The sequence below is a fragment of the Maribacter sp. X9 genome (assembly GCF_048537565.1).
In the GTDB taxonomy this organism is placed as follows: Bacteria; Bacteroidota; Bacteroidia; order Flavobacteriales; family Flavobacteriaceae; genus Maribacter.
On sequence record NZ_CP183215.1, the window covers coordinates 1,373,750 to 1,398,511 of the forward strand.

The following is a 24,762-nucleotide window of genomic DNA, read 5'->3' on the forward strand; positions in this document are numbered from 1 at the left end:
GGTAAAATCCTAGTTATGAGACCTGATTTATTCGAAGCTCCTGATTACTATAATTTAGATGATTTGTTCACCGAAGAGCATTTATTGATTCGGGATGCCGCACGCGAATGGGTGAAACGGGATGTTTCCCCAATTATTGAAGAATACGCTCAAAAGGCCGAATTCCCCAAACAGATTATTGGCGGTTTGGCAGAAATAGGAGCATTTGGCCCATACATACCTGAAGAGTATGGCGGGGCAGGTTTAGATCAAATCAGTTACGGCCTCATCATGCAGGAAATCGAAAGGGGAGATAGTGGGGTGAGGTCTACCGCATCGGTACAATCCTCTCTGGTGATGTATCCTATATATACCTATGGTACACAAGAACAACGCAAAAAATACCTACCAAAACTGGCCACTGGCGAATGGATGGGTTCTTTTGGATTAACGGAGCCTAACCACGGTTCTAACCCTGGCGGAATGGAAACCAAGTATAAAGATATGGGCGACCATTATCTGTTAAACGGTGCGAAGCTTTGGATCTCCAATTCGCCCTTTTGTGATATTGCCGTTGTTTGGGCGAAAAATGAAGAAGGTCGTATTCATGGTTTGATCGTGGAACGGGGAATGGAAGGATTTTCCACTCCGGAGACGCATAATAAATGGTCACTCAGGGCTTCAGCGACAGGGGAATTGATTTTTGACAATGTAAAGGTCCCCAAGGAAAATTTATTGCCCAACAAATCCGGACTTGGGGCTCCGTTAGGTTGTTTGGACTCCGCGAGATATGGTATCGCCTGGGGCGCTATTGGTGCGGCGATGGATTGTTACGATACCGCCCTGCGTTACGCAAAGGAGCGAATACAATTTGGGAAACCTATTGCCGCCACCCAATTGCAACAAAAGAAATTGGCCGAGATGATTACAGAAATTACTAAAGCGCAATTATTGGCCTTCAGATTGGGACAATTAAAGAATCAAGGAAAGGCCACTACGGCTCAGATTTCCATGGCCAAACGCAATAATGTTGAAATGGCCATCAACATAGCACGGGAAGCCAGACAGGTATTGGGCGGTATGGGTATCACGGGGGAGTATAGTATCATGCGCCATATGATGAACTTGGAAAGTGTCATCACCTATGAGGGAACCCATGACATCCACTTATTGATTACCGGTGCGGATATTACGGGTATGCCCGCTTTTCAATAAGTTAACCGTTTGCTTTTAATTGCTTAACATGAATTTGTAATTGCCTATCTATCTTTGCCACGCAGCGTAAGATGTGCAAATGTTTTTGAAATAGCCTAACCGATGGGAACATCGGTTTTTTTACGCCTTAAACTTTCGGTCTTATTTGGATAAAAATCCAGCGAACCATTTCCCAGATGCTTTTATGGTTCTTTTGAGGGATTTGAAATCTATATATACTAGTCCAAACCTCGGAAAATAACCTTCTGCCCATTCAAAGTTGTCGGTAAAGGTCCAAACAAAATAACCGTGAATATTCAAGCCCTCTTTTTTCGCTTTTAGTACTTCTCCTAAATATTTCTGTAAGTACTCCAAACGGTCCGTATCGTTGACCATCTCCTTCTCCAATTCGTCCTCAAAGGCCGCCCCGTTTTCGGTGATGATGATTTTTTTGATTTGTGGATAGTTACTATACTTCTTGATCATGTAATAGATACTGGGCGGGTATACTTCCCAATCCATGAGGGTCGTTTTTACGTTTCGTTTACTTGCCTTGATAATTTTTGCCCATATGTATGGGGCAAAAAAACTATGTTTCACCTTTTCCCGGGTATAATTCTGTATTCCTATAAAGTCGAAATCAAACTGGCAATACTCCATGTCTCCAGATTGTATATAGGGATGTAAACGTTTTAGAATAGGAGCGTCTGCTAGAGGATAGCCCAAACCCAATACGGGTTCTATGAACATTCTATTCAATAATGCGTCCACTTTTTGAGCTGCTTTTATATCCCTTTTTTTATTCCGGTAGGGTGTGATCTGGGAACAGGAGAAGGTGGTTCCAATTTGTGCGCCAGGTACTAGTTTTCTCAAAATACGTCCGCCTTCAGCCTGACAAAGAACGGCATGATGTACCGTGGGTAGAAAATTCTTAAGGCCTTTCCTACCCGGTGCATGAACCCCTAAGAAATAACCGGCACCGGTAAACACCATCGGTTCGTTCAGCACCATCCAATGGTTGACCCGGTCACCAAAGGCGGTGGCACAAATGGTAGCAAATTCAGAGAACCAGTCGATGATACTCCGGTTGGTCCACCCACCTTTTTCTTCCAATGCATGAGGTAGATCCCAATGATAGAGGGTCGCCCAAGGGGTGATGCCGCACTCCAAACAAAAATCGATGATATCATTGTAATACCGTAATCCATTTTTATTAACGCTTCCGGTCCCTTCGGGTAAGACTCTAGGCCATGAAATCGAAAATCGAAAATTCTTGATGTTCATGGATTTCATCAAGAGGATATCCTCCTTATACTTATTATAAAAATCACAGGAAACCTGAGCATGGTCTCCATTGTAGATTTTATTTTTTTGATCTGTAAAATGATCCCAAATAGAAGGACCTTTGCCATGATGATTATGACCACCCTCTATCTGATAGGCAGCCGTAGAAACGCCCCAAGTAAAGTCTTCACCAAAATCGGATGCATTCAAAATGGGTTCTTCTTGTTTTTTCAATTAATTAATAGTCTTTTAAGCGGACGGGGCCAAGGATGTTTCCAGAAGGTGGGAAATAATATTATCGGTAATGTCTGGATAATCTACGGGAACAATAGTATCGGTATTCAGCCACTCTTTAAGGGTGTCCAAGTGTTTGTTCTTTAAAGATTTTATGACCGGCACACCCATTTGGTCAAGCGCAGCTGCATTGCATTGTTGTTCGTATTGACCTTTCATGGGAATAACGAGTAGTTTTTTTTGCATGAACAAACTTTCTGCGGGTGTTTCAAAACCTGCTCCGCACAGAATACCTTTACTCGTGGCCATGCTATGCACAAATGCTTCGTTAGTAATGGGTTTTATCTGAATGTGTTCGTTAATGTGTTCTTTTACGTTATGTTTTGAAAATACTTCCCAACGGACGCCTTTGATCTGTCCTAAAAATTTCAACAATTTTTCATCACTGTACGACGGAAGGTAAACCGTATAATGATTTCCCTTTGAGACATTTGCGTTTCTAATATCGTTCCTAATAATCGGGGTGTAAATGGTGGAATCATAGTTTTTGAAATGAAGTCCGAATTGATGACTGGTAGGGGCATATTTTTTTAAAATCCATTGGCCCATCAAATCATTTTTTTTTGGTTTTGGAGCAAATTTAGATAGCACGGCGGCTTGATGGCTAAAGCTATAACAGGGTTTATGCTTTAGTTTACAGGCCCAAGCGGTAACAGGTTCAAAATCGTTGATGACAAGGTCATAGTCTTGCACGGGAATACTTTTGATTTCTTTTTGAAGCCTTAAGGAATTAGATCTGTAATAGGTACGCCACATATCGACACCCCCTTTTTTTCCGAAAATAAAACTGAGCCCCTTCAATTGATATTTGACGGGATAGGGTAGTTGAATATCAGCTTGTATGCCACTTACCAAAATATCTAGGGCCACGCCTTGTTTCAATAATGCCGGTATAACGTCACGGGCCCTACTTAAATGTCCATTTCCTGTTCCTTGAATTGCGTATAGTGCTCTCATTTGCTTTGTACCATTCCGCTAATCCTAAATTCTTCTAAAAGGCTTTGAAAAAGTTCGCCTTTTTCCAGAACACTAGTGTCTTCTATACTATCTTCATTATAATTGATGACATTGGGGTCCTCTAAATAAGAGTAAAGACTCCATTTTCCATCAGTATATTCCAAGGCGGTAAGGTTCTCTATCCAGTCTCCCGAATTTAAGTAGGTAACCTCACCTTTATCGGTCTTTATTTTTCGTATTTCAGGTTGATGTATATGGCCGCAGATTACGTATTCGTACCCATTTTCAATAGCGATATCGGCAGCGATCTGTTCAAAGTCATTAATGAATTTAACGGCCGATTTCACCCCGTTCTTAATTTTTTTGGACATGGAAATGGGACCTTTGCCCATTTTCTTGCTGATGTAATTTATCGCCCTATTCAATAAAATAAGGAAATCATAGCCTTTGGCTCCCAGTTTCGCTACCCATTTACTATGTTGCATGGTAACGTCGAATACATCACCATGAAAGATCCATGCTTTTTCACCATGTAAGGGCATCACCATTTTATTGACGATGTTTAAAGAGCCCATGCTGCTCCCAGAAAATTTACGGAATAGCTCATCGTGGTTTCCGGTGATGTAATGAACGGGAGTACCTCTTGCGATCCATTCCATTAATAATTTGACCACTTTCATGTGAGATTTCGGCCAATACCGTTTGCTGAATTGCCAAATATCTACAATATCCCCGTTAAGAATCACCTCTTTTGGCTTGATGGATTTTAAATATTTTAAAAGCTCCTTGGCATGGCAACCGTAGGTTCCTAAATGAACATCGGATATGACGACGATATCAACAGGTCTTTTTTTCATAAGAGAAGTGAGGGGGTATTGGTTTTAGCTTCCTGAACTTTAAAGGGGAGTAAAATGACCTTAAACTGGAGGTTAATAGCAAAGAAGTAACTGCAGAAACGGCCAAAGAGATAATTTTCATTTAGTGAAAATTTAACACTCACAAAGATTTTACTTTTTGGTCATAAAATGGGTTATGGGTAACTTATGATTAGGTTACCCAAGCGTTAATTTATGGGAAGTGAGAAAAAATTTGGTAACTATTTCTTTACCAATCTAACCTTAATGGATTTGCTTATTGGAGTTTTGCTACGATCCGCAAAATGATTGTAGGGTACCAGAACATTCGTTTCGGGGAAGTAAGATGCCAAATTCCCACACGGGATCGTATACGGTACAATCTTGAATTTGTGGGCCACCCGCACCTTTCCATCATAGGTGCTGGTAATATCCACTACATCTAATTTTTTTAGACCTACCGCTTTCATGTCATCGGGATTCATAAAGATGACCCTTCTGGCATTATATACTCCACGGTAACGGTCGTTCAGACCATAAATGGTGGTGTTGAACTGGTCATGTGAACGTATGGTCATCAGCATATACTCGTCTTTTTCCAACTTGTGGTCAGGTAATCTGTTGATGGTTAGCTGTGCTTTCCCGTTGGGCAGCATACTAAAGTCCAATTCACGTACATTGTTCGGTAAATAGTAGCCGGCACCATTACTTCGCTCCTCAGTTTTCTTAAAACCTTTACAGACTTTATCTATCTGTGTCCGGATCAAATCATAATCCTCGGCTAAAATTCTCCAGGCCATCGCATGGTCATCCCCAAAATAAGCCCTACCTATTTTTGCGATAATTTCAGGTTCACTCATGACGGTATCCGACGGTGTTTTTAAGATGCCTTTGGATTTTTTTACGCGGCCCATGCTATTCTCGACCGTAAAATGACGGTCCTTTCCGTTTTTGGTATCTTTTTCCGAGCGACCAATAGAGGGTAAAATCAATGCTGTTTTACCGGTAACCAGATGGGTACGATTGAGCTTGGTGCTTATTTGCACCGTTAAGTCACAATTTTCAATAGCTTCAGCGGTGTATTCGGTATCCGAAGCGGCCATCAGAAAATTACCGCCCAAGCACATGAAAACTTTGGCCTTACCCTCATGCATCGCTTTCATGGCGCCAACGGTATCTACGCCCTCATGGTCCGGCGGGGTAAAACCTAAATGTTCTTTAATGCGTTGGTTCATTTCTTTGTCCACAAAATGTTGGATGCCCACACTACGATCTCCTTGTACGTTACTATGGCCACGAACGGGACAAGTGCCAGCATTGGGTTTGCCAATAGCTCCTTTTAACAACAATAGATTTACAAATTCACGTATATTTTCAACACCATTTTTATGTTGGGTAAGGCCCATGGCCCAACAAACGATTATTTTCGATTTATTTGCCAATAACTCAACAGTAGCGTTGATTCTATCTTCGGGTACTCCACTTTGTTCGAGTAATTCTGCGGAATTGTAAGTGTCCAAATCCGTCAGTAAGGCCTCGTAACCATCGGTATATTTCGTAATGAAATCATGGTCGAACACGTGATTGGTTTCTTTGTCCTTGGCCGCCAATTTCTTTAAAATCAACTTCATCAAGGGGATGTCTTGATTGATATTTACCGGTAAATGAATATCGGCCATATCTTCACCACTACCGATCCACCCCATAATTGTTTGTGGGTTTTTGAAGTTTACCAGACCCGATTCCTCCAACGGATTAATGCTAATGACTTTACCTCCATTTCCCTTACATTTTTCCAATGCAGACAGCATACGCGGATGGTTGGTGCCCGGGTTTTGGCCAACGATCAAAATCACTTCAGCTTCGTAGAGATCTTCCAATTTGGTGGACCCCTTACCAATGCCCAAGGTATCTCCTAAGGCGATACCACTACTTTCGTGACACATATTGGAACAATCTGGCATATTGTTGGTGCCTAAAGCCCTGGCAAACATCCCGTATAAGAAGGCCGCTTCATTACTGGATCTCCCGGAAGTGTAGAAAATCGCTTGGTCTGGATTGTCCAATTTTCTAAGCTCGGCTGCAATCAGGGCAAATGACTCCTGCCAGGAAATGGGTTCGTAATGCACGTTTCCCGGTCTTAGCACCATAGGTTCTATAAGTCTACCAAACTTATTTAGTTCATAATCGGATAATTGGGAAAGTTCTTCTATGGAATTCGCTTTAAAAAATGCGGCATCAATGTGGCTTGTAGTATCTTCATCGCCCAAGGCTTTGGCACCGTTCTCACAATATTCGGCTACGGGCGAAGGATGTTCTGGATCCGGCCATGCGCAACTTGGGCAATCAAAACCATCTTTTTGGTTCATATCTAAAAGTGCCCTCATGGATCGTAGCACCCCCATTTCCTTGAAGGTATGTTTTAAAGCTTCTCGAACTCCCAAATAACCGGCGGCATGGGTTACTGGGTCTTTTAATTCTATCCCCAAGAAATCTTCGGCACCCCTAAAGGAGACTTTACGTTTTTTATTTGAATCCATATGATAAACTTAACCATTAAAAGGAATATGGTTGGACTTGTTTCCCTAAAAAATCTCGAGAATGAAAAGGATGCTAAATTTGTTCTTAGAGCAATTGTGTTGCTAGCTCAATTTAGGATTTGGATAGTTGTCCGATTGATCTTCAATTGTATTGTCCAAACAGGTAAAGTCCTTTTCTAATAGTAGGTATAATTCATTACCCTCGGTTGTCTTAACAGTATGGTCAAAGGTTATTATATCATTTTCATGCCAAGACTGCCCTTGATACTTTGGCATTGATAAGGTAATGGTGCCATTGTTGAAGCTGACCTGTAAATGTTCAATAGTTTCATTTAGAACAATACCATAAGAGAATTGTTCGGCTCCAAAATTGGTGTGCTCAAATAGCCTTCCATTTTCTGATAGTGTTTTAACCTCTGTTTGGGTCAAGCGAAAACGAATGGAATCACCTTTTATTCGGATCTTCATAACTATTTTTTGGGTTTACCACAAAAATAACCCATCTCACCACGAATTTGATGGCGTTGACATCAATTTATTTCTAATGGTTGTTCTTAGGCGTATGTTTACGATGTAATAAAAACGAAGTAAATTTTTTTCATTTTCATATAGTGTTCTCATAAAAGAGTCCGGTCTAGAAAGATCGGACTCTTTTTAGTTTTGAGATGTTGCAGGGAAGGAAAAACGTTTTATAGCTACTCGTTTGCAGGAAAGTTTTTGGCTATTGTTGCCTCCATAAATAAAAGATTCCCCAAGCTCTTTTTAGCGAATTGAAATAAACTCAATGCACGATCGTAGTTTTGTTTTTCATAAGAAACCTTATAGTACTTATTTCCATTCAGGTAATCGGTAATTGCTCGAAGGCCATGTAAAAAAGGCATTAGAATAGCACCGTAGGGGAGTGATTTAAGCTCTGGTGCTGTCCAAATATGTTCATTACTTGCCAATCCCTTAATGAATGCCTCAAAAAAATCGGGTCTAAAATCGATTAAGGAAAGTTCTTGTTCATCCTCTCTTGCAGAATTAACAACCGTGCGTACACTATCCCCAAAATCGAATAAAAAATGACCTCTCATGATGGTGTCCAAGTCGATAAGGCAGAGGGCTTTCTCGCTTGTTGTAGAAAAGAGGATATTGTTCAATTTGGTATCATTGTGACAAATACGAATGGGAAGTTCTGCGGGAATATTTTCTTTAAGAAATGTAACGGTCTTTTGTACAAAGGCAATACTCGACTCACATTCTTTTAATTTGTATTTCGAAGTATAGGATAGGGCTTCCTCAAATTGCTTTATGCGTAGGTCTAAATTGTGGAAATTCGGAATAGTGTCGATATAATCATTGGAGTCTTCCCTGTTCAAAAGTATTTGGAACTTTCCAATAATACGCCCCGCCTCGAAAGCTATTTTTAAATTGGTTGTAGTATCGTAGGTTATGGTTTTTGGAATATAGCTTACCATACGCCAATAACCTTCCGGTCCTTGATAATAGCTCTTTCCTTCTTTGGTCTTTACAAGTTCTATATTAGTATAATGCTCTGCATGAAGTTTCGCAAAGGCTAACGAACAATTATTCATTAAACCGGCAACATCCGTAAAGATATTTTCGTTGATGCGTTGTAAAATGTGCGTCGGGTTTCCATTGGAATAGACTAGATAGGTATCATTAATGAGACCTGATGTAAGCCCCTCGAATGTAGGGTCTGGGATACCAATAGAAAAATACCCCAGTAAGCTTTGAAGCTCTGCTGGGGTGTGGTTTGTTGCGATTACTTCCATAAGGGAGCGACGTACTGACCCTCTTTTGTTTTTTCTTGAAGGCTATCCATTGCTTTTTCTTTATCACTGGCATAAGTCACCCCGAACCAGTCTCCGCCCGAGGGTATACATTTCACCTCAATTTCATTCGCTTGTAGCATTTCCTGAATCATCAAAGGAATATAAAGTTCACTACTTGCAATACGATTTTCATCGTTCAAGAAAATTCTAAACTCCGATTCTATTTTGTCGAAAATGGTAGGTCTACAGATCCAAAAGTTCATGCTGGCCTGTTCGTCTCCCGTAAATTCCAATCCAGTATCCTCATCGATTATTTTATTGCCTTTTTTTACTAGTTTAAGTCGTTCTTGCACAGACACCAGATTATCTCCTTTAACTTCACAAACACCTCTAGAAACCGAGCCGTGTTCAGAAAGGGTATCTTTCAGCGTATACCCTAAAAGTGCATAGGCACTGTCATCTGATCTCATGAAATCAGCTGCTTTTTTATATGCGGCCTGACCATAAAAATCATCGGCGTTGATAACCACAAATGGGCCGGTGATTACCTTTCTTGCCGTCCATACGGCATGGGCGGTTCCCCAAGGCTTTTTGCGTTCGCCGGTAAAGGTGACACCATCAGGTAAATCGGTAAGTTCTTGGGCAAGCACGTTCAATTTTATATTGGTGGGTAATCTCTTGGAAAGATGCTCTTCTAAAAAGGAAACATTTTCTTTTTTAGTGATGACCACAATCTGATCGAAATTATTCTGTAGGGCATCATAGATGGCAAATTCCATTAAAAATTCGCCATTAGGGCCTAAATCATCGAACTGTTTTAGTTTTCCATATCTACTACCGCTTCCAGCAGCCATTAAAAGTAAAGTCATGATTTCTAATTTTGATTTCAAAAATAACGAATGCAATCAAAATTCTACTTCATTTTAGATGTTTCACCATTTAAATTGATTAGTGGTTGTAATCATGTACTCTGTTTTTTATAAATTCAGAGTTTAAATTAATTTGGAATATGGCTACGCGAAGAACTTTTATTAGAAATACCTCAATGGCAGGTATGGGGTTGATTGCAATACCAGGTTTTGCCCGAAATCATTTTAGTGCAGCGAATAAATTGAATGTTGCATTGATCGGTGTAGGACTGCGGGGCACGAATCATTTGGAAAATTTATTATTGCGGAAGGATGTGAACATTACGGCAATCTGTGATGTTGATGATGTAAGAATTTCGATAGCAAAAAAACTTATTTCTGATGCTGGGGGCAAGTCGCCTAAAGTTTTCGGGTCAAATGATTTAGATTATAGAAATCTTTTGGCACAAGCAGATGTTGATGCCGTGGTTATTGCGACACCTTGGTTATGGCATACGCGTATGACCGTAGATGCAATGGAAGCTGGTAAGTACGCAGGTGTAGAAGTTTCTGCCTCGAATACCCTTGAAGAGTGTTGGGATCTGGTGAATACCCACGAGCGGACAGGTACACATATGATGATTTTGGAAAACGTGAACTATCGTAGGGATGTCTTGGCGGTGTTGAACATGGTACGACAAAACGTTTTTGGTGAGTTGGTTCATTTTAGATGTGGGTATCAACATGATTTGCGGCATGTAAAATTCAACGATGGAAAAACCGCCTATGGAAAAGGGGTTGAATTTGGTGATAAAGGTATTTCAGAGTCCAAATGGCGTACAGAACATTCCGTGAAGCGAAATGCCGATGTTTATCCTACCCATGGTTTGGGGCCAATAGCCGTTATGGCCGATGTAAACCGGGGAAATCGATTTTTATCGGTGACCTCACATGCCTCTAAGGGTATCGGATTGCATAATTATATTGTAAAGGAAGGCGGGGAGGATCACCCAAATGCCAAGATAAAATTCAAACAAGGCGATGTGATTACTTCTACCATAGAAACTGCTAATGGCGAGACCATCATCATAACCCACGATTGTAATCTTCCAAGACCTTATTCTCTTGGGTTTCGAGTGCAAGGAGCAAATGGACTATGGGAAAATGATGGCAATAGAATCTATGTGGAAGGTAAATCTGAAAAGGAGCATAGTTGGGATGCCGATAAAGAATGGTTGGAAAAGTATGATCACCCACTTTGGAAAAAGTATGGGGACTATGCGCTTGATGCAGGTCATGGCGGCATGGACTTTTTTGTTATGAATTCCTTTATGGAATCTGCCAAAGCGAATATAGCACCGCCGATGGATGCTTATGACGCCGCCGCCTGGAGCGCGGTTACTCCCTTGTCTGAGATTTCAATCGCCAATAATGGGGAACCGCAAGATTTTCCAGATTTCACACGGGGCCTTTGGATCAAAAGAAAAGCGTACGATTGGATGAAGGAAACCTATTAGTGATTATTGACTGCGTTAAGTTTTTAGTCCTCCATAAAAAAACGGATATTAAATCGATCAAATCAACTCGCTTGAGCCTCGGTTCTATGCTCTAATTTTTTAGTTTCTTTGTCAGCAATCTCCATCTGTTGATGTAGGGGATATGTCTTTTCGTTAGTGGAATACTTCATCAATTTCAAGATATATGGAATATAACTTAAAACCAATACGGCAAACCCAATACTCACAAGTAGTAGGGGGTTAATAAAGAATTCGCTAAAAGAGAAAATACCAATAATCAACAACGTTGAGAAGGGCAATGAACACGCAAGTACATTAACCCCAAATGCAATGTCGAAGGTGGGTTTAGGCTGGGCATCTTTATCTTCCATTGAATTAATGGCACTCATATGCGCAAATGGCCAAAAACTACATGAGCTTTGAGGGAATACTACCAATAATAAAATCAAGGCCGGTGTCAACGATGGGATTGCAAAAGCGAATAAACCGCTTAGCAAGAACGAAAGACCTGCTCTACGGCACAACATCGATAGAATCAGTTTAAACTCCCCCGATTTTATTCTAACCGCCATACCAATAAAAAGTAACACCAACGGTGTCATTAAATCTTTGGTACTTAGAATGGTATTTTGTAGAAATGTGGGTAACGACGTAAGATTTAAACCAAACCCCAACAATATAAGCCCAACGACCATCACAATATTAATGGGTTCGTTTACCAGCGAAATCATTAATCCCTTTAATTTACTTTTTGATGATTCTTGCTTTTGTACCACAGATCTTGTACGGTACCAGTGCATGGCCAGCATGTATAAGAGTATTAGAACGAAAATTTTATTTCCGACATCGGCTAAAGCGGCCAAGGCCAAGGTATCATCGCCAAGATAAGCAACGATAAAAGGGAAACAGGATAAACCTGGGGCAGAAGAGGGTAATAACATCATCAGGGTACGCTTCTTGGCATTTTCTTCGGAAGGCAAGGTAACTGACAAGAAATATTTTGAGGCCAAAAGCATCAATAGGTTAAACGTCAATGCCAATAATGGGAATACCAATAAGGTTTCATGAAGCTCAATTTTTAAAAGGGCAACAAAAATGGTTGCTGGTAAGGCAACACTTAAAATCAGAATTTTTATTCCGTTTAAATCTTGTTTTGCTACTTTTCTTTGTAACAAGACTCCTAACCCTATGATAAGCAGTAATTCTAAGGTTTTCTGTAGCGCAAAATTCATATTGTAATGTTATAATATTGAAAAAATAGGGATATTGGAGAATTAGAATAGTCCGATGGAGTTGGATGTAAGACCGTTGTATCAAGGCAATTATCCGTTACCCAACTCCTGGACTAATTCAAACTTAAACTAGCACTTTTTCAAGGGCAGCCGTAAACAGCTTCATTTCATCCATAGTACCCATGCTTACACGGCACCAGTTTTTATCATAGATTTCAAAAGCCCTGACACCAACACCTAAGGCGGTCATTTTTTCCAAGAATGGTTTGCCTTCCATTTCTATGGGGAATAATATAAAGCTTGTGGAAGAAGGTACGTACTCAAAGCCCATACGGTCAAGGTTTTCGTAAACGTATTCTCTACATTCTTTATTCAATGTTCTTGATTTGTCCTTAAAGGCAATATCGTCCATACTTGCCATGGCCGCGTAAACGGATGGCAAGGTGATGCCCATGCCACCACGTGTTACTTTTTGGATTATTTCTAGTGTTCCGGGTTGGGCAACTACGTACCCAACTCTTAATCCTGCCATTCCTTGAATTTTAGAGAATGTTCGGGCGATGATTACATTTTTACCTTCATTGATGAGAGAAACCATGCTCTTTTTAGCACCATCCTCCAAGAAACCTAAGTAAGCTTCGTCAACAAAAATTGGAGTTTTTTCAGAAACTCTAGAACAGAAATCTACCAATTCATCATGATCGGTCATGCTTCCGGTTGGGTTATTTGGATTGCAGATGTATACCAACTTTGTATCGGCATCAATAGCGGCTTCCATAGCGGCCAGGTCATGTGACCAGTCCTTTTTTAGAGGAACGGGTTTCCATGTAGCACCAGTAGCTTCGGCAACTTTGATCAAGGACATGTAAGATGGATCTGCGGAAACGATATTTCCACCATGTTGAAAGAATACCATTGCGGTTTTTTCCAATAAGTCAGATGAACCAGGGCCCATCATTATGTTCTCTTGCTTTACACCTTCTTCCGAAGCAATTTTGTCCATCAGTTCATACAATTCCTTCCAGGCATATCTATTTCCTTTTGGGGCCCATTTTTGCATGGCCTCAACCGCCATGGGCGATGGACCATAAGGATTTTCATTTGCATTTATTTTTGCCGCCAACTCAATAGGTTGGTTGGGCGCATACGGTAGATACTCCTTAAAGAATGGAGTGTAAGGAATATTTCCCTGTGCATCTATGCTAATAGGTTGTGAAGGAAATGCCCCGTAGGTCAGATAAGGTGCTGCCATTACGCCAGCTGCTGTGAGAACGCCTTTTTTAAGCCAATCTCTTCTGTTTACATTTGTTTTCATTGTGTGCTATATTTAAGTTTAACAATATTTAATTCGATTCTATAGGTTCGGCATTTATGCCTAGGTTTCCAGACGCTACTATTGTAGCATCTGTAGTACTTAGATAAATATTTACATGGCTGTCCATCGATGTTATCGCATCGTAAAACGATGTGTCTGAGATAACATAGAACTTACTGGTCGCCAATTCACCACTATCGCCCGACACATTGTCCAAAGTGATCATGGTTGAGGTCTCATCCCCAATTGCACCATCTAAAATCAATACAGGATGCATTAAACCGGGTACGGTATTGTACAGTGACACTTGCACCAAGGTTTGGTCAATACTTGTTTTATAGAATACGATTCTTCCATAAACGTTTGATCCAGCAGGGTCAGTTGAGTTTATCGTATACGCTGTATAGGTGGTTAGTGTTCCACCACCTTCGGCAGTTGTAAGTTCGGGATCGAGCCTTTCTTGTTCACAGGATAGCAAAGTAACTACCGATAAAAAGAGTACGATATATTTGATATATTCTTTCATAATTGTCTATTCTTTATTGGGTTGACTTTGTTTATAGGCTAAAAGTTACACGTCCGAAATAGTAAGCTCCCGATGAACCTTGCTGATACTGTGAATAAAGGTTAAAGGTTCTTAACTCATACCTTATGATTTCAGGATATTCGTTGAAGATGTTATTACCCCCCACAGTTAGGCTTATAGCATCGGAAAGCGCATAGGTAAGGCCAATGTCTGTGGTGAATTCTGGAGTAAAGTACTGATCAGCAAAGCCTGTTGTGCCATCCAATAATGTGCGTTGTTGACTATCCCTGGTTTGTATAGAACCGTATCTGGTACCTCGCAACATTGCAGAAAATTTACCTAAGGAGTAGTTTACCGTACCGATGATTTTACCACTGGGCGTACCGGTTTCAAACTGCCCGATTAGATTTCGGTTAACGTAGTTATCGGCCAGTTGTTGGTCGGTAAGGTTGGTGTTTAGGTCTGGTAGATTTATTTTTTCGAACTTGTTTTCCCTAAAAGTACCCGCTAATGTAAAGCCTAATTTACCAGCTCCTAAAGATGTATTGTAATTGGCTACGGCTTCGATACCTTTTGTACTGATATCACCCCCGTTGATCCTAAAGCTTGCAAGGCCACTACCGATAATTGGATCAAGTATAGGTGTCGTTCCCGAGTTGAATTCCCCAGTTTCGAAAATTCTATCATAGATATCAATTTTATAAGCATCTAAGGTAAAATCAAGTTTACCGATTTTTGTGGTAAAACCTATACTCAAGTTTCTTGACCTTTCTTGCTTCAATTGTTTAATTCCAATAGCTTTTGCGGCTGAGCTACTATTGGGATATAGTGTGCCATCAAAGGGCGTTAGGCCCACAAAGAAGGTATAACTATGGGAGTAGTTCAATTCTTGTAAGGAAGGCGCCCTGAACCCACTACTATAAGAGCCTCTAATGGCGAAGTTGTCACTGATCGAATAGCGTGTTGTGATCTTGCCGGTTAATACATTTCCAAAATCGGAATAATTTTCAAACCGCAATGCGCCGCCTAGAAAAAACTCTTTGGTAACATCAAGTTCCAAATCGGTATAAGCCGCCATTACAGATCGAAAACTGTTGCTTTCGTTTTCAGGCGCAAAACCTCTAAAACATTGGCAATTCAATGCATAGTTCTTAACTAATTGCTGACTGAAGCCTGCATTTGATAAAACAACGGGATTGCCTAAATCATCCACAATAGGCGTGGCACTAAGATCTTCTAAAGGAAAACCATCGGGACCTATCAGTTGTTGGTTGTCTTCAGTCGCTGTAACGATCCCTTCCGTGCCTGCAGTCCAACTTTCTTCTTGTCCTGCCATAATCTGATAATTTTCAACTCTCAACTCCCCCCCAAACGCTAAGTTAAAGCCTGATAATACATCGTCGTAAAATTTACTGATGTCCAAATTCACGGTGTTCTGTAAAAACCGGTGCGTACCTAGATTCATGTCGGTCGGCGAATCATCTCCTAGACTTGCGTTCCAGGTGTTGAACATTCCATATTTAATGGAGTTCGTACCGAAGGTGTTGCTAAGGTCAAAGTCGAAATCCCCAGCCAACCCTGTAATTCCTGTGGCCAAGGAAATGTTGTACTGGTCTCCATAGATTTGTGGTCTGAATCCATTAGGGTATAGGCTATAGCTCGTTCTGTCCGCTTGGGCCGCTCTTCTATAAAAACAGCTATATACGTCAGAATATTTATATCCGAAATCTCCAAAAGCATAAAAATCAGTCGTGGAGTTCATAGGACTTTCCAAATTAAAGGCAAGTCCCATACGGGTAGAAGCCGGCAGACCTGAGTAGGTGGCAACATCTACCTGTTCTATATCCCGTGCAGACATCAGGCCCTCAACAGTTGTGAGCCTAGCGATTGCAGAGGCATCTCCGCTAGATTGTGCGGCTATAAGTTCTGGGTTCGTAATGATGGGTAGGCCATCAGGGCTAGTGGTTTCATTATTGAGATAGGCAGAGCTATATAGTGGTGCCCTATCTATTTCGAGAACGGTAGGTCTTATGGTACGCTCAGATTGAGCAACTACGGCAGATACATTAAAGTATCCACCATTTTCGAATCCGACGCCATAATTACCATCGAATTGAAAATTGTAACCGTCCCAGTCACCTGAACTTCTGTTAAGGGCCTTTTCTGCATCGGTTAAATCAGAATCACTAAAATCTGGTGATTTGTTCGTGTAGGCACCTCCCGTTAAAGAACCGGTGAATTCTCCTGTTCCCTTTTTCATTACGAGGTTTATAACACCCGCAATGGCGTCAGAACCGTATTGTGCAGCGGCACCGTCCCTTAGAATTTCAATGCGGTCAACGCCAATATTAGGTATCCAGCTCATATCTACCGCTGGCCCAGGTGTACCTGTTTGGTTTCCGGCTAAAATAGCGGAAGAATGTCTTCTTTTGCCATTGACGAGTACGAGAACTTGACTAGCTGCCAAACCTCTTAAACTAGGTTGGCTCACAAAAGATGATAAGTCACCGCCACCACTAGTGAAAGCCGTGAAAGAAGGTGCAGAGGCGGCCAACATTTGTGAGAGGTCTTGTTGGGGCATATTAATCGCGTCTTGGGCAATATTGATCACATCTACAGGTACAGGTGTGTTCAATTTAGTCCTGGCAGCTCCTCTGGACCCTAGGACAATTGTTTCTGTTAGCTGTTCTGCCGCTTCTATGAGCGTTACGTTCATTGTTTTGCTTCCGTTAACTTGAACTTCTTTTTTAGCATAGCCAATAAAGGAATAGACCAAAGTGGCATCTGAAGCAGCGGATATGGTATATAATCCGTCAAAATCTGTAATGACCCCTGTTGTAGTACCTTTTACCATTACGTTAACTCCGGGTAAAGGTCCTTGCGAATCCGATACTTTACCGGTAATCATTATTTCCTGTGCGTTAACAACAAATAACGAGTGCAGCGCCAGGAAGGAAAAAAATAGAATTTTCTTCATAATCATGTGAGTTTAGTGGTTTCTCAATGGTTTACATACGACTAAAAATGCCAAAATCTAAAATCTGACGTAGTAGTGTATGGTATGCGTAAAAGAAAAGTTCCGGACACTTTACAAAACAAATAACCTAATTTTTTAGTAGGGATTTGACTTAGACAATATTATAGATAGTTGTAGAATAATAAAAATAGAGGATGGCTGTAAGTACTTGTTAATAAGGTGTTTTAAGGGTCAAAAGTTGATTAATAACCATTATTTCATTTTAAAAATGATAATTAATCAAGAAACGCCCCTTAGGAATATTTGATTTTACCTTTTTGATATTATTCGGGCCTAATTTGCTTTTTGCGAGATCATCAATAGGGTTCATTCTAAATTAGAAAACCATTAATTATTCACATTTTTATTATCGTATTATCATATAAAATTAGATTACTATAAATTAAATTTGTTAAAATTAGTTAAACACGAATAATCGTTTAACGATGACATAATGATATTTTGTGATAATTGAGTTTTAAACCGTTCGTATATGAGAAATAAATTGGATCATGTTGATTTTAATATTTTGAATATTTTGGCAGAGAATGCACAGACTCCATATACAGAGGTGGCTAAGAAATTAATCATTTCTCCCGGTACGGTCCACATGCGCATGCGTAAAATGCGAGATATGGGATTGATCACAGGTGCGACTTTAAGTTTGGATTATGCTAAAATGGGTTGGAAAATGACCGTTTTCTTAGGAATTTTTTTAAGCGAAATAAGTCTTTTCAAAAAAGTCATGAAAAAACTTAATGCAATTGAAGAGGTTGTAAAAATTCATCACGTTACAGGTAAGTACGATATTTTTATTAAAATGCACGCCAAGGATAGTTACCATTATAAAAAAGTATATCAAGATGAAATACTCAGTATTTCAGGAATACGGGGTATTGAGTCCTTTATTTCGATTGAAGAAAATTTAGAACGGCATATTCAATTCGTAGAAGAAATAGAAGAATAGGTAGCTACATTAGTTTCATTTCTGTCGGATTCCAATCAACGGGCTGTCTTTTAGTATAGCTTTCATTGGCTAATAGTGCTGCACCGGCGGCACGCAAACCAAAAGTAGGATCTTCTATCACTTTTCCATTTGTCCTTATCGCTGTAAAGAAATTATAAAAATGATCGTAATGTGCTCCCTTATAATCGTTAGGAGCTTCCCAAGTAGTTGTACCCGTTGTGAGACTACTTTTTCGAGGTTCTAAATTTTTACGAGCATATTCTTTTTTTATTTGCTCTTGCATATTCTCAGTAAAGGAAACCATAGAGTATCCATCTGGAACCATATCTAATTTAGATCGTTTTACGGTTACTGCGTTTTGTCCTATTTCCATTTCACCTTCGGTGCCAATAAGTTTAAATCCGCTGCCGCCGCCACTACCGGCAATAAAATTAATTCTGAAAGCAGCATTAAACGGCGCATGGGTCTCTGTTTTAGGATAATCATATAGGGTTATTGATACGTCGGGGACGTCCCTACCATCTTTCCAATACCGAAGTCCGCCAGTAGCCAAGGCTCTGTTGGGTCCATGAGAACTGATTACATAATTTAAGGTCGAAAAAGCATGTACAAATAAATCTCCTGCAACTCCTGTTCCATAATCCTTATAGTTTCTCCACCTAAAAAAACGTTTTGCTTCGAAAGGTACTTTGGGGGCATTCCCCAAAAAAGTATCGAAATCTACTGATTTTGGGTTTGCATCGGGGGGAATGGGATATTGCCAAGCTCCTTCTGCAGAATAGCGGTCGTTATACATATCTAGCATTACAATATCCCCGATAGCACCATCTTCATAAAGTTGTTTTGCTTTTTCATTGCCCAATGAGGACATTCCCTGGCTACCGATCTGGCAAATTTTACCAGACTCTTTCTGAGCCCTTATAATTTCTTGACCCTCTTCAAAGTTCTGTATCATCGGTTTTTCACAATACACGTTTTTACCGGCCTTAAGCGCAGCTACGGCTATGGTTTGGTGCCAGTGGTCTGGAGTTGCGATAATAACGGCGTCAATATCTTTGCGGTCAAGTATTTCCCGATAATCTCTAGTCACAAAAATATCTTTACCCCAAAGTTCTTTCGCCCGTTCCAATCTACCTGTATAAAGGTCACATGCTGCGACCAATGTTATACCCTCGACTTTTAAAGCTGATTGGGTGTCGTAGATGCCTTGAATTCCCGAACCTATTAGGGCCAGGTTGATGTTGTCATTCGCTGTAAATTCTTGATGGCGATAGGTCCTTGGGATAACTAAACGCTCTTTGTAAGGAGATGCCAATAAATAGGGTGCAGTGCCTACAGCGGCAGTGGTAAGGGAAGCCTTTTTGAGGAAGGACCTCCTGGAATTGTTTTTGTTCATTTTTTGAAAGGGTATGTATTTGATTTTCTGGTCAAACTTTTAAAAATAACATTTTTATGTTTAGCGGTGCCCATAATTAGGTATAAAACTGAGTGAGCTGGGTTAAAATTTTCAAATGAACACCGATGTAGTTCGGTTATAAATTTGGCACCTTGTCATAATTTATGATTTAAGAGGGAGCTTTTCGTTTAAGAAGGCTGTAATTTTGCAAACCTTAAAAAAAGAGTTGTGATAAAGGACTTGATCATTGCAATGCTTTGGAGCATTTCTCCCTTTGGGGAGGCAAAGGTTGGTATTCCTTACGGATTGCTGAACGGTGTTAATATTTATCTCGTTTTAGGCTTTTGCTTTTTAGCGAACGTGCTGGTTTTTCCTGTGATGATGTTTTTTTTGAATACTATTAATAGATATTTTCTAAAATGGCACTTTTATAAAAAAGGGGCACTTTTTGTTGCGAGAAGGGCTAAGGTAGGCTCAGGGGATAAAATCAAAAAATATGGATTTTACGGACTAATTTTTTTTGTTATGCTTCCCGTTCCCGGCACCGGTGTTTATGCAGGTAGTATTGCCAGTTATCTGTTTAATTTCGAAAGAAAGAAGGCATTTTTGGCAAATACCATTGGTATATTTTTATCCTCTTTGATTGTTTGGTTTACTACCTTATTGACCATGAAAGGAATGGCCTAAGTTGTCTGTTTAGGATTTGGTTCAACTTCGTTTTGTGGATAAATATGCCTAAATTCTCTGTTATTACCGGTCAGCGACGACTAAATTTGCAGCTTTGTATTCTATGGAAAAGCTGAAGATTGGAGATAAACTTTACAATGTAGCACAAGACGGTTTTAACGATTTTGCCAGATATTCTTTTTCTGAGGTGGTAGGTTTGACCGAAACTTTGGCCATTTTAAAGAATGGCGTACGATTGATCAATAGACCTACTCAATCATATATAATAGAAGATGTAGGATATTCTGTTTCTCGAAAAAAAGGCACTCATTGGCATATTGTTTCGTTAAATGCCATCCGTGCGGCCCAAATAGAAAATGAAAAAATAAGAATACATGATTGGTTTCAGCAAAAACAATTTACTTTTCAAGAAATGAAACAGATCTATGAGGTTTTAACGGTCACTGAATAATAAAGGTCATTGTGACTTCTTGGTAAGAATCTTACAGCGCTAACATGAAAAATTGAAAACCTTTATTATCTTTGTAACGTTGTGTTGTGCCTCAGATAATAACTGAGGTAATTGTGTTTATCGGTTTTTGCCGGTAGTACCCAATGAAAGGCTTTCCATATGGGAGGCTTTTTTTGTTTTATCTAGATTTTGTGAAGAATGTAATGTACTATCGTCGCTGCCAATTTTGCTGTTTGGTCGTCTATATCATACTTTGGGTTTAATTCTACGATGTCCAAGCCTACTAATTTATCAGATTCCAATATTAACTTTACACATTCTAGTACAATATCTGGGGAAAAACCTGCTGGTGAAGCGGCACTAACGCCCGGTGCATAAGCAGAAGAAAACCCGTCTAAGTCAATAGTGGTATAGATATAATCCACATCTTCCATGAATTGAATCAAACGCAACTGCACATGTTCCAGATAGGTATGACTGAAATATTCACGTCGTAAATAATTAAGTTTATGCTTTTCTGCAAAATCAAACAAGTCTTTTGTATTCGCATTTTGGGTTACTCCTAACGCTTTATAGTGAAATGATTTACCTTTTTTTTGCAAATCCATCGCAATTTGATAAAACGGGGTGCCAGAATTTGATCCATTATCATTTGGCCTTAAATCGAAGTGGGCATCAAAATTAATAATTGCAAGCGTTTTGTCTTCAGGGATGTGTTTTAATAGACCATTATAATGACCGTAGGCAAGATCATGACCTCCTCCTAATATAATGGGGAAGGTATGTTGTTTTTTGATAAGGTCTACGGCTGTTTCCAATTCTTTTTGAATGGCCTCTACATCGCCGTCTGGACTTGTTAGATTTCCTAAATCGAAAATTGAGGTTTCTTCTGGCAGGTGATTCGCGAATTTACCCAATTGCCTTCTTATGGCATCGGGACCTTTCGCGGCTCCAATTCTACCATGATTGCGTTCAACACCAGAGTCACTGGCATAACCTAATAAGGCAATCGATTTACTAGCACTATTTTTTTTAAAATCATCCATGGAAAGACACTCGATCTTTTCATGGAGGTAAAGCTTTTTGTTTGATTTTCTACCGTCCCAATTCTTTATATCTGTAAGTACATAGTTCTTCATGAGAGAACAATTTTATTAAACTTCATCTGATCGTTTGGGAGAACTAATCGAAATCATTTGGCATTAGGCAGTTTTACACTGGTTGTACATCCTAAAATTCCTGATGTTTATAAAGCAAAAATAATACCTTCTATTTAGATAACACAAAGAAACACACTAATTTCGCCCAACAAAAGTAAGACAAAACCTACAATAATATTATTTGTGCACTTAATCTGTGCGTTTATTGCCACTTGCCCTATCAAAACGGTATATGTTTTTCTTTCCAATCGAGCGTCACTATAGGGCGGTGTCTAAAAAGAAGAAAGTGCTGAGATATGAACAATCTATGGTGTGTAATGCGGATAGAAACGTGGTAGTGCCATATAATTATCAAGCCCAAAATCGCTGCCATTAGGCCGCTTACTACAATTACTTTATGACGGGCCTTATCGGCCACTGTTCCCCAAAACGGAGGGCTGGTTTCCTTTTTCTGTACCAAACTGGCGATGACAATCTGAGGTAACATGGAGCCAGATTACCTGATTAGGACCATAAAACTAATTAAATAGACCGGGGCATTAACAAATTTCATGAGCCAAGCCAGTACGGTTTTTGGGTTGCTCAAAGTGTCCCCAAAGAGGTCAGCGTATTGCTGAACATGATCAGGAAATAGTTTCGGGGTGCCTTTTGACAGACTTGGGCATCGGCCTTTACACACCCGTTCGCCTTCCTCTTTATTGATAGGGGTGTATAGCTTGTCTATGTTCATCCAAGTTTCGAAAATACAGCGCTAAAATAAGGATTCCAATACTTCGTTGCTTACTAAATTTGGCAAGGTCACCTTTAAGTTGGGGGTCCGTTGCATTTCCCGTTTGATGGCGAATAGCGCTTCCTTATTACGGGCCCAGCTTCGCCTTGAAATACCATTGTTGACATCGTAGAACAGCATATTTCTCAGCTTGCGTTCGGCATCGGGAGAGCCATCCAGTACCATACCGAAGCCTCCATTGATGACTTCGCCCCAACCCACACCGCCACCGTTGTGGATAGACACCCAGGTAGCGCCCCTAAAACTATCGCCGATCACATTGTGGATGGCCATATCCGCGGTGAATTTGCTACCGTCATGGATATTGCTGGTTTCGCGATATGGGGAATCGGTACCACTTACATCATGGTGGTCCCTCCCTAAAATTACCGGTGCAGAAAGTGCCCCGGAATTAACGGCGTTATTAAAGGCCGATGCAATCTTGGCCCTTCCTTCGGCATCGGCATATAGAATTCGCGCCTGCGAACCAACGACCAATTGGTTCTGTTCCGCTTCCCGTATCCATTTGATATTATCCTGCAATTGCTGTTGGATCTCTTTTGGAGCGGTCTTTTGAATTTCCTGCATCACATTGAGGGCGATGGTATCCGTCTTTTGTAGATCTAATGGATTTCCGGAGGCACAGACCCAACGGAAGGGGCCAAAACCATAATCGAAACACATGGGCCCTAAGATGTCCTGAACGTAGGACGGGTATCTAAAATCTATTTGGTTTTCATGCATGACCGCTGCCCCGGCTCGGGAAGCTTCCAGTAAAAAGGCATTGCCATAATCGAAAAAGTAGGTTCCCTTTTCGGTATGGGCATTTATGGCCTTGGCATGTCTACGAAGCGATTCCTGAACCTTACTTTTAAAGGCTTCCGGATTTTCACTCATCAGTTCGTTGGATTCCTCGAAGGAAAGTCCCACAGGATAATACCCTCCCGCCCAAGGATTATGTAAGGAGGTTTGGTCAGACCCCAGATGGATAAAAATATGATCCTCATAAAAACGCTCCCATACCTCCACTACATTTCCAACAAAGGCGAGGGAAACCACCTCTTTGTTCTTAATGGCTTTTTGGGTACGGTGCACCAAGGTGTCCAAGTCATAGATCAATTCATCTACCCAGCCTTGTTCATGCCTTTTGGTCGCTGCGGCGGGGTTCACTTCGGCACAGAGGGTAATGCATCCGGCAATGTTGCCCGCTTTGGGCTGGGCACCGCTCATACCGCCCAGTCCTGCGGTCAGGAAAATTTTTCCAGCAGGGCTTTCCTTAGGTTTCAACACTTTTCGAAAGGCGTTCATTACCGTAATCGCGGTACCGTGTACGATGCCCTGCGGACCGATGTACATGTAGGAACCAGCCGTCATCTGTCCGTATTGGGTGACACCCAGGGCATTGTATTTTTCCCAATCGTCCGGTTGGGAATAATTGGGAATCATCATTCCGTTCGTAACCACTACTCTAGGTGCTTCCTTAGAAGACGGAAACAAACCCATGGGGTGCCCTGAATAGATGTGCAAGGTCTGTTCATCGGTCATTTCCGATAGATATTGCATCACCAAAAGGTACTGTGCCCAATTTTGAAAAACGGCCCCATTGCCGCCATACGTGATCAACTCTTGAGGATGTTGCGCTACGGCTGGATTCAGATTGTTTTGAATCATCAACATGATGGCCGCCGCCTGACTACTCTTGGCAGGATATTCGGAAATCGGGCGGGCATACATGTCATATTCGGGCTGGAAACGGTACATGTAAATACGGCCGTAGTGCTGTAATTCTTCGGCAAACTCCGGTGCCAGTTCTTGATGCCAGTCTTCCGGAAAATACCGGAGTGCATTTCGGATCGCCAGTCGTTTCTCTGCGACCGACAAAATTTCTTTGCGTTTTGAGGCATGCGACAGCTCTGGATCTCGCCCTTTCTTTGGAGGCAGCTCCGTTGGTATTCCGTTTTGTAGGAGTGTTTTAAAATCCATTTTTTTGGTACAAAG

The 24,762-nt window shown here is 40.7% G+C and carries 21 protein-coding genes; 5 read left to right on the forward strand and 16 right to left on the reverse strand.

Annotated features, from left to right (window positions below):
- Nucleotides 1-15: 15 nt before the first annotated feature.
- The gene (locus tag ACNR9Q_RS05755) at nucleotides 16-1,194 is read left to right on the forward strand and encodes an acyl-CoA dehydrogenase family protein (RefSeq protein ID WP_419213660.1); all 1,179 of its coding nucleotides are present in this window, start codon (nucleotides 16-18) and stop codon (nucleotides 1,192-1,194) included.
- Nucleotides 1,195-1,335: 141 nt separating this feature from the next.
- Here the strand turns inward: ACNR9Q_RS05755 and ACNR9Q_RS05760 are convergent, their stop codons facing one another.
- The 7 genes from ACNR9Q_RS05760 to ACNR9Q_RS05790 form a co-directional block, all read right to left on the reverse strand.
- On the reverse strand, nucleotides 1,336-2,691 hold the full coding sequence (locus ACNR9Q_RS05760) for a GH1 family beta-glucosidase (protein ID WP_419213661.1): 1,356 nt from the start codon (nucleotides 2,689-2,691) through the stop codon (nucleotides 1,336-1,338).
- A 15-nt stretch (nucleotides 2,692-2,706) separates the two neighbouring features.
- Entirely contained in the window at nucleotides 2,707-3,708 is a 1,002-nt protein-coding gene (locus tag ACNR9Q_RS05765; RefSeq protein WP_419213662.1) for a glycosyltransferase family protein, read from the reverse strand.
- On the reverse strand, nucleotides 3,705-4,565 hold the full coding sequence (locus ACNR9Q_RS05770; protein ID WP_419213663.1) for a UDP-2,3-diacylglucosamine diphosphatase: 861 nt from the start codon (nucleotides 4,563-4,565) through the stop codon (nucleotides 3,705-3,707). Before ACNR9Q_RS05770 ends, ACNR9Q_RS05765 begins: the two co-directional genes overlap by 4 nt.
- Before the next feature lie 239 nt (nucleotides 4,566-4,804).
- Entirely contained in the window at nucleotides 4,805-7,102 is a 2,298-nt protein-coding gene (locus ACNR9Q_RS05775) for an FdhF/YdeP family oxidoreductase (protein ID WP_419213664.1), read from the reverse strand.
- 102 nt (nucleotides 7,103-7,204) lie between these two features.
- Nucleotides 7,205-7,570 carry a DUF7009 family protein gene (locus ACNR9Q_RS05780; protein WP_419213665.1) on the reverse strand — a complete coding sequence of 122 codons (366 nt, stop codon included), beginning with the start codon at nucleotides 7,568-7,570 and terminating at the stop codon, nucleotides 7,205-7,207.
- Nucleotides 7,571-7,797: 227 nt separating this feature from the next.
- On the reverse strand, nucleotides 7,798-8,880 hold the full coding sequence (locus ACNR9Q_RS05785) for a phosphotransferase enzyme family protein (protein ID WP_419213666.1): 1,083 nt from the start codon (nucleotides 8,878-8,880) through the stop codon (nucleotides 7,798-7,800).
- Nucleotides 8,871-9,749 (reverse strand): nucleotidyltransferase family protein, encoded by an 879-nt coding sequence (locus ACNR9Q_RS05790; protein ID WP_419213667.1) that lies wholly within the window; start codon nucleotides 9,747-9,749, stop codon nucleotides 8,871-8,873. Before ACNR9Q_RS05790 ends, ACNR9Q_RS05785 begins: the two co-directional genes overlap by 10 nt.
- Nucleotides 9,750-9,889: 140 nt before the next feature.
- Here ACNR9Q_RS05790 and ACNR9Q_RS05795 point away from each other — a divergent pair, with 140 nt between their 5' ends.
- Entirely contained in the window at nucleotides 9,890-11,245 is a 1,356-nt protein-coding gene (locus tag ACNR9Q_RS05795) for a Gfo/Idh/MocA family protein (RefSeq protein ID WP_419213668.1), read from the forward strand.
- Between the two features lie 62 nt (nucleotides 11,246-11,307).
- Here ACNR9Q_RS05795 and ACNR9Q_RS05800 read toward each other — a convergent pair whose 3' ends face one another.
- The 4 genes from ACNR9Q_RS05800 to ACNR9Q_RS05815 form a co-directional block, all read right to left on the reverse strand.
- On the reverse strand, nucleotides 11,308-12,477 hold the full coding sequence (locus tag ACNR9Q_RS05800; RefSeq protein WP_419213669.1) for an AEC family transporter: 1,170 nt from the start codon (nucleotides 12,475-12,477) through the stop codon (nucleotides 11,308-11,310).
- A gap of 124 nt (nucleotides 12,478-12,601) precedes the next feature.
- Nucleotides 12,602-13,792: a pyridoxal phosphate-dependent aminotransferase gene (locus ACNR9Q_RS05805; protein ID WP_419213670.1), complete on the reverse strand. Its 1,191-nt coding sequence runs from the start codon at nucleotides 13,790-13,792 to the stop codon at nucleotides 12,602-12,604.
- 28 nt (nucleotides 13,793-13,820) lie between these two features.
- A complete protein-coding gene (locus ACNR9Q_RS05810) occupies nucleotides 13,821-14,318 on the reverse strand; it encodes a hypothetical protein (protein ID WP_419213671.1) in 498 nt (165 codons plus the stop codon).
- A 31-nt stretch (nucleotides 14,319-14,349) separates the two neighbouring features.
- Nucleotides 14,350-17,295, reverse strand: a complete 2,946-nt coding sequence (locus tag ACNR9Q_RS05815; RefSeq protein ID WP_419213672.1) for a TonB-dependent receptor — start codon at nucleotides 17,293-17,295, stop codon at nucleotides 14,350-14,352.
- Between the two features lie 532 nt (nucleotides 17,296-17,827).
- Between ACNR9Q_RS05815 and ACNR9Q_RS05820 the strand changes: the two genes are divergently transcribed.
- Nucleotides 17,828-18,301, forward strand: coding sequence for an Lrp/AsnC family transcriptional regulator (locus ACNR9Q_RS05820; RefSeq protein ID WP_419213673.1), 474 nt, complete (start codon nucleotides 17,828-17,830; stop codon nucleotides 18,299-18,301).
- A 4-nt stretch (nucleotides 18,302-18,305) separates the two neighbouring features.
- Here the strand turns inward: ACNR9Q_RS05820 and ACNR9Q_RS05825 are convergent, their stop codons facing one another.
- A complete protein-coding gene (locus ACNR9Q_RS05825) occupies nucleotides 18,306-19,697 on the reverse strand; it encodes a Gfo/Idh/MocA family oxidoreductase (protein ID WP_419213674.1) in 1,392 nt (463 codons plus the stop codon).
- Between the two features lie 228 nt (nucleotides 19,698-19,925).
- Between ACNR9Q_RS05825 and ACNR9Q_RS05830 the strand changes: the two genes are divergently transcribed.
- On the forward strand, nucleotides 19,926-20,384 hold the full coding sequence (locus ACNR9Q_RS05830) for a COG2426 family protein (protein WP_419213675.1): 459 nt from the start codon (nucleotides 19,926-19,928) through the stop codon (nucleotides 20,382-20,384).
- Between the two features lie 103 nt (nucleotides 20,385-20,487).
- On the forward strand, nucleotides 20,488-20,835 hold the full coding sequence (locus tag ACNR9Q_RS05835; RefSeq protein ID WP_419213676.1) for a pyruvate kinase: 348 nt from the start codon (nucleotides 20,488-20,490) through the stop codon (nucleotides 20,833-20,835).
- A gap of 182 nt (nucleotides 20,836-21,017) precedes the next feature.
- Here the strand turns inward: ACNR9Q_RS05835 and hutG are convergent, their stop codons facing one another.
- From hutG to ACNR9Q_RS05855, 4 genes are all read right to left on the reverse strand, one after another.
- Nucleotides 21,018-21,974, reverse strand: coding sequence for a formimidoylglutamase (hutG, locus tag ACNR9Q_RS05840; protein ID WP_419213677.1), 957 nt, complete (start codon nucleotides 21,972-21,974; stop codon nucleotides 21,018-21,020).
- 241 nt (nucleotides 21,975-22,215) lie between these two features.
- Nucleotides 22,216-22,482, reverse strand: a complete 267-nt coding sequence (locus tag ACNR9Q_RS05845; protein ID WP_419213678.1) for a hypothetical protein — start codon at nucleotides 22,480-22,482, stop codon at nucleotides 22,216-22,218.
- A 9-nt stretch (nucleotides 22,483-22,491) separates the two neighbouring features.
- The gene (locus ACNR9Q_RS05850; protein WP_419213679.1) at nucleotides 22,492-22,725 is read right to left on the reverse strand and encodes a hypothetical protein; all 234 of its coding nucleotides are present in this window, start codon (nucleotides 22,723-22,725) and stop codon (nucleotides 22,492-22,494) included.
- Nucleotides 22,726-22,746: 21 nt separating this feature from the next.
- On the reverse strand, nucleotides 22,747-24,747 hold the full coding sequence (locus ACNR9Q_RS05855; RefSeq protein ID WP_419213680.1) for a urocanate hydratase: 2,001 nt from the start codon (nucleotides 24,745-24,747) through the stop codon (nucleotides 22,747-22,749).
- Nucleotides 24,748-24,762: the final 15 nt, after the last annotated feature.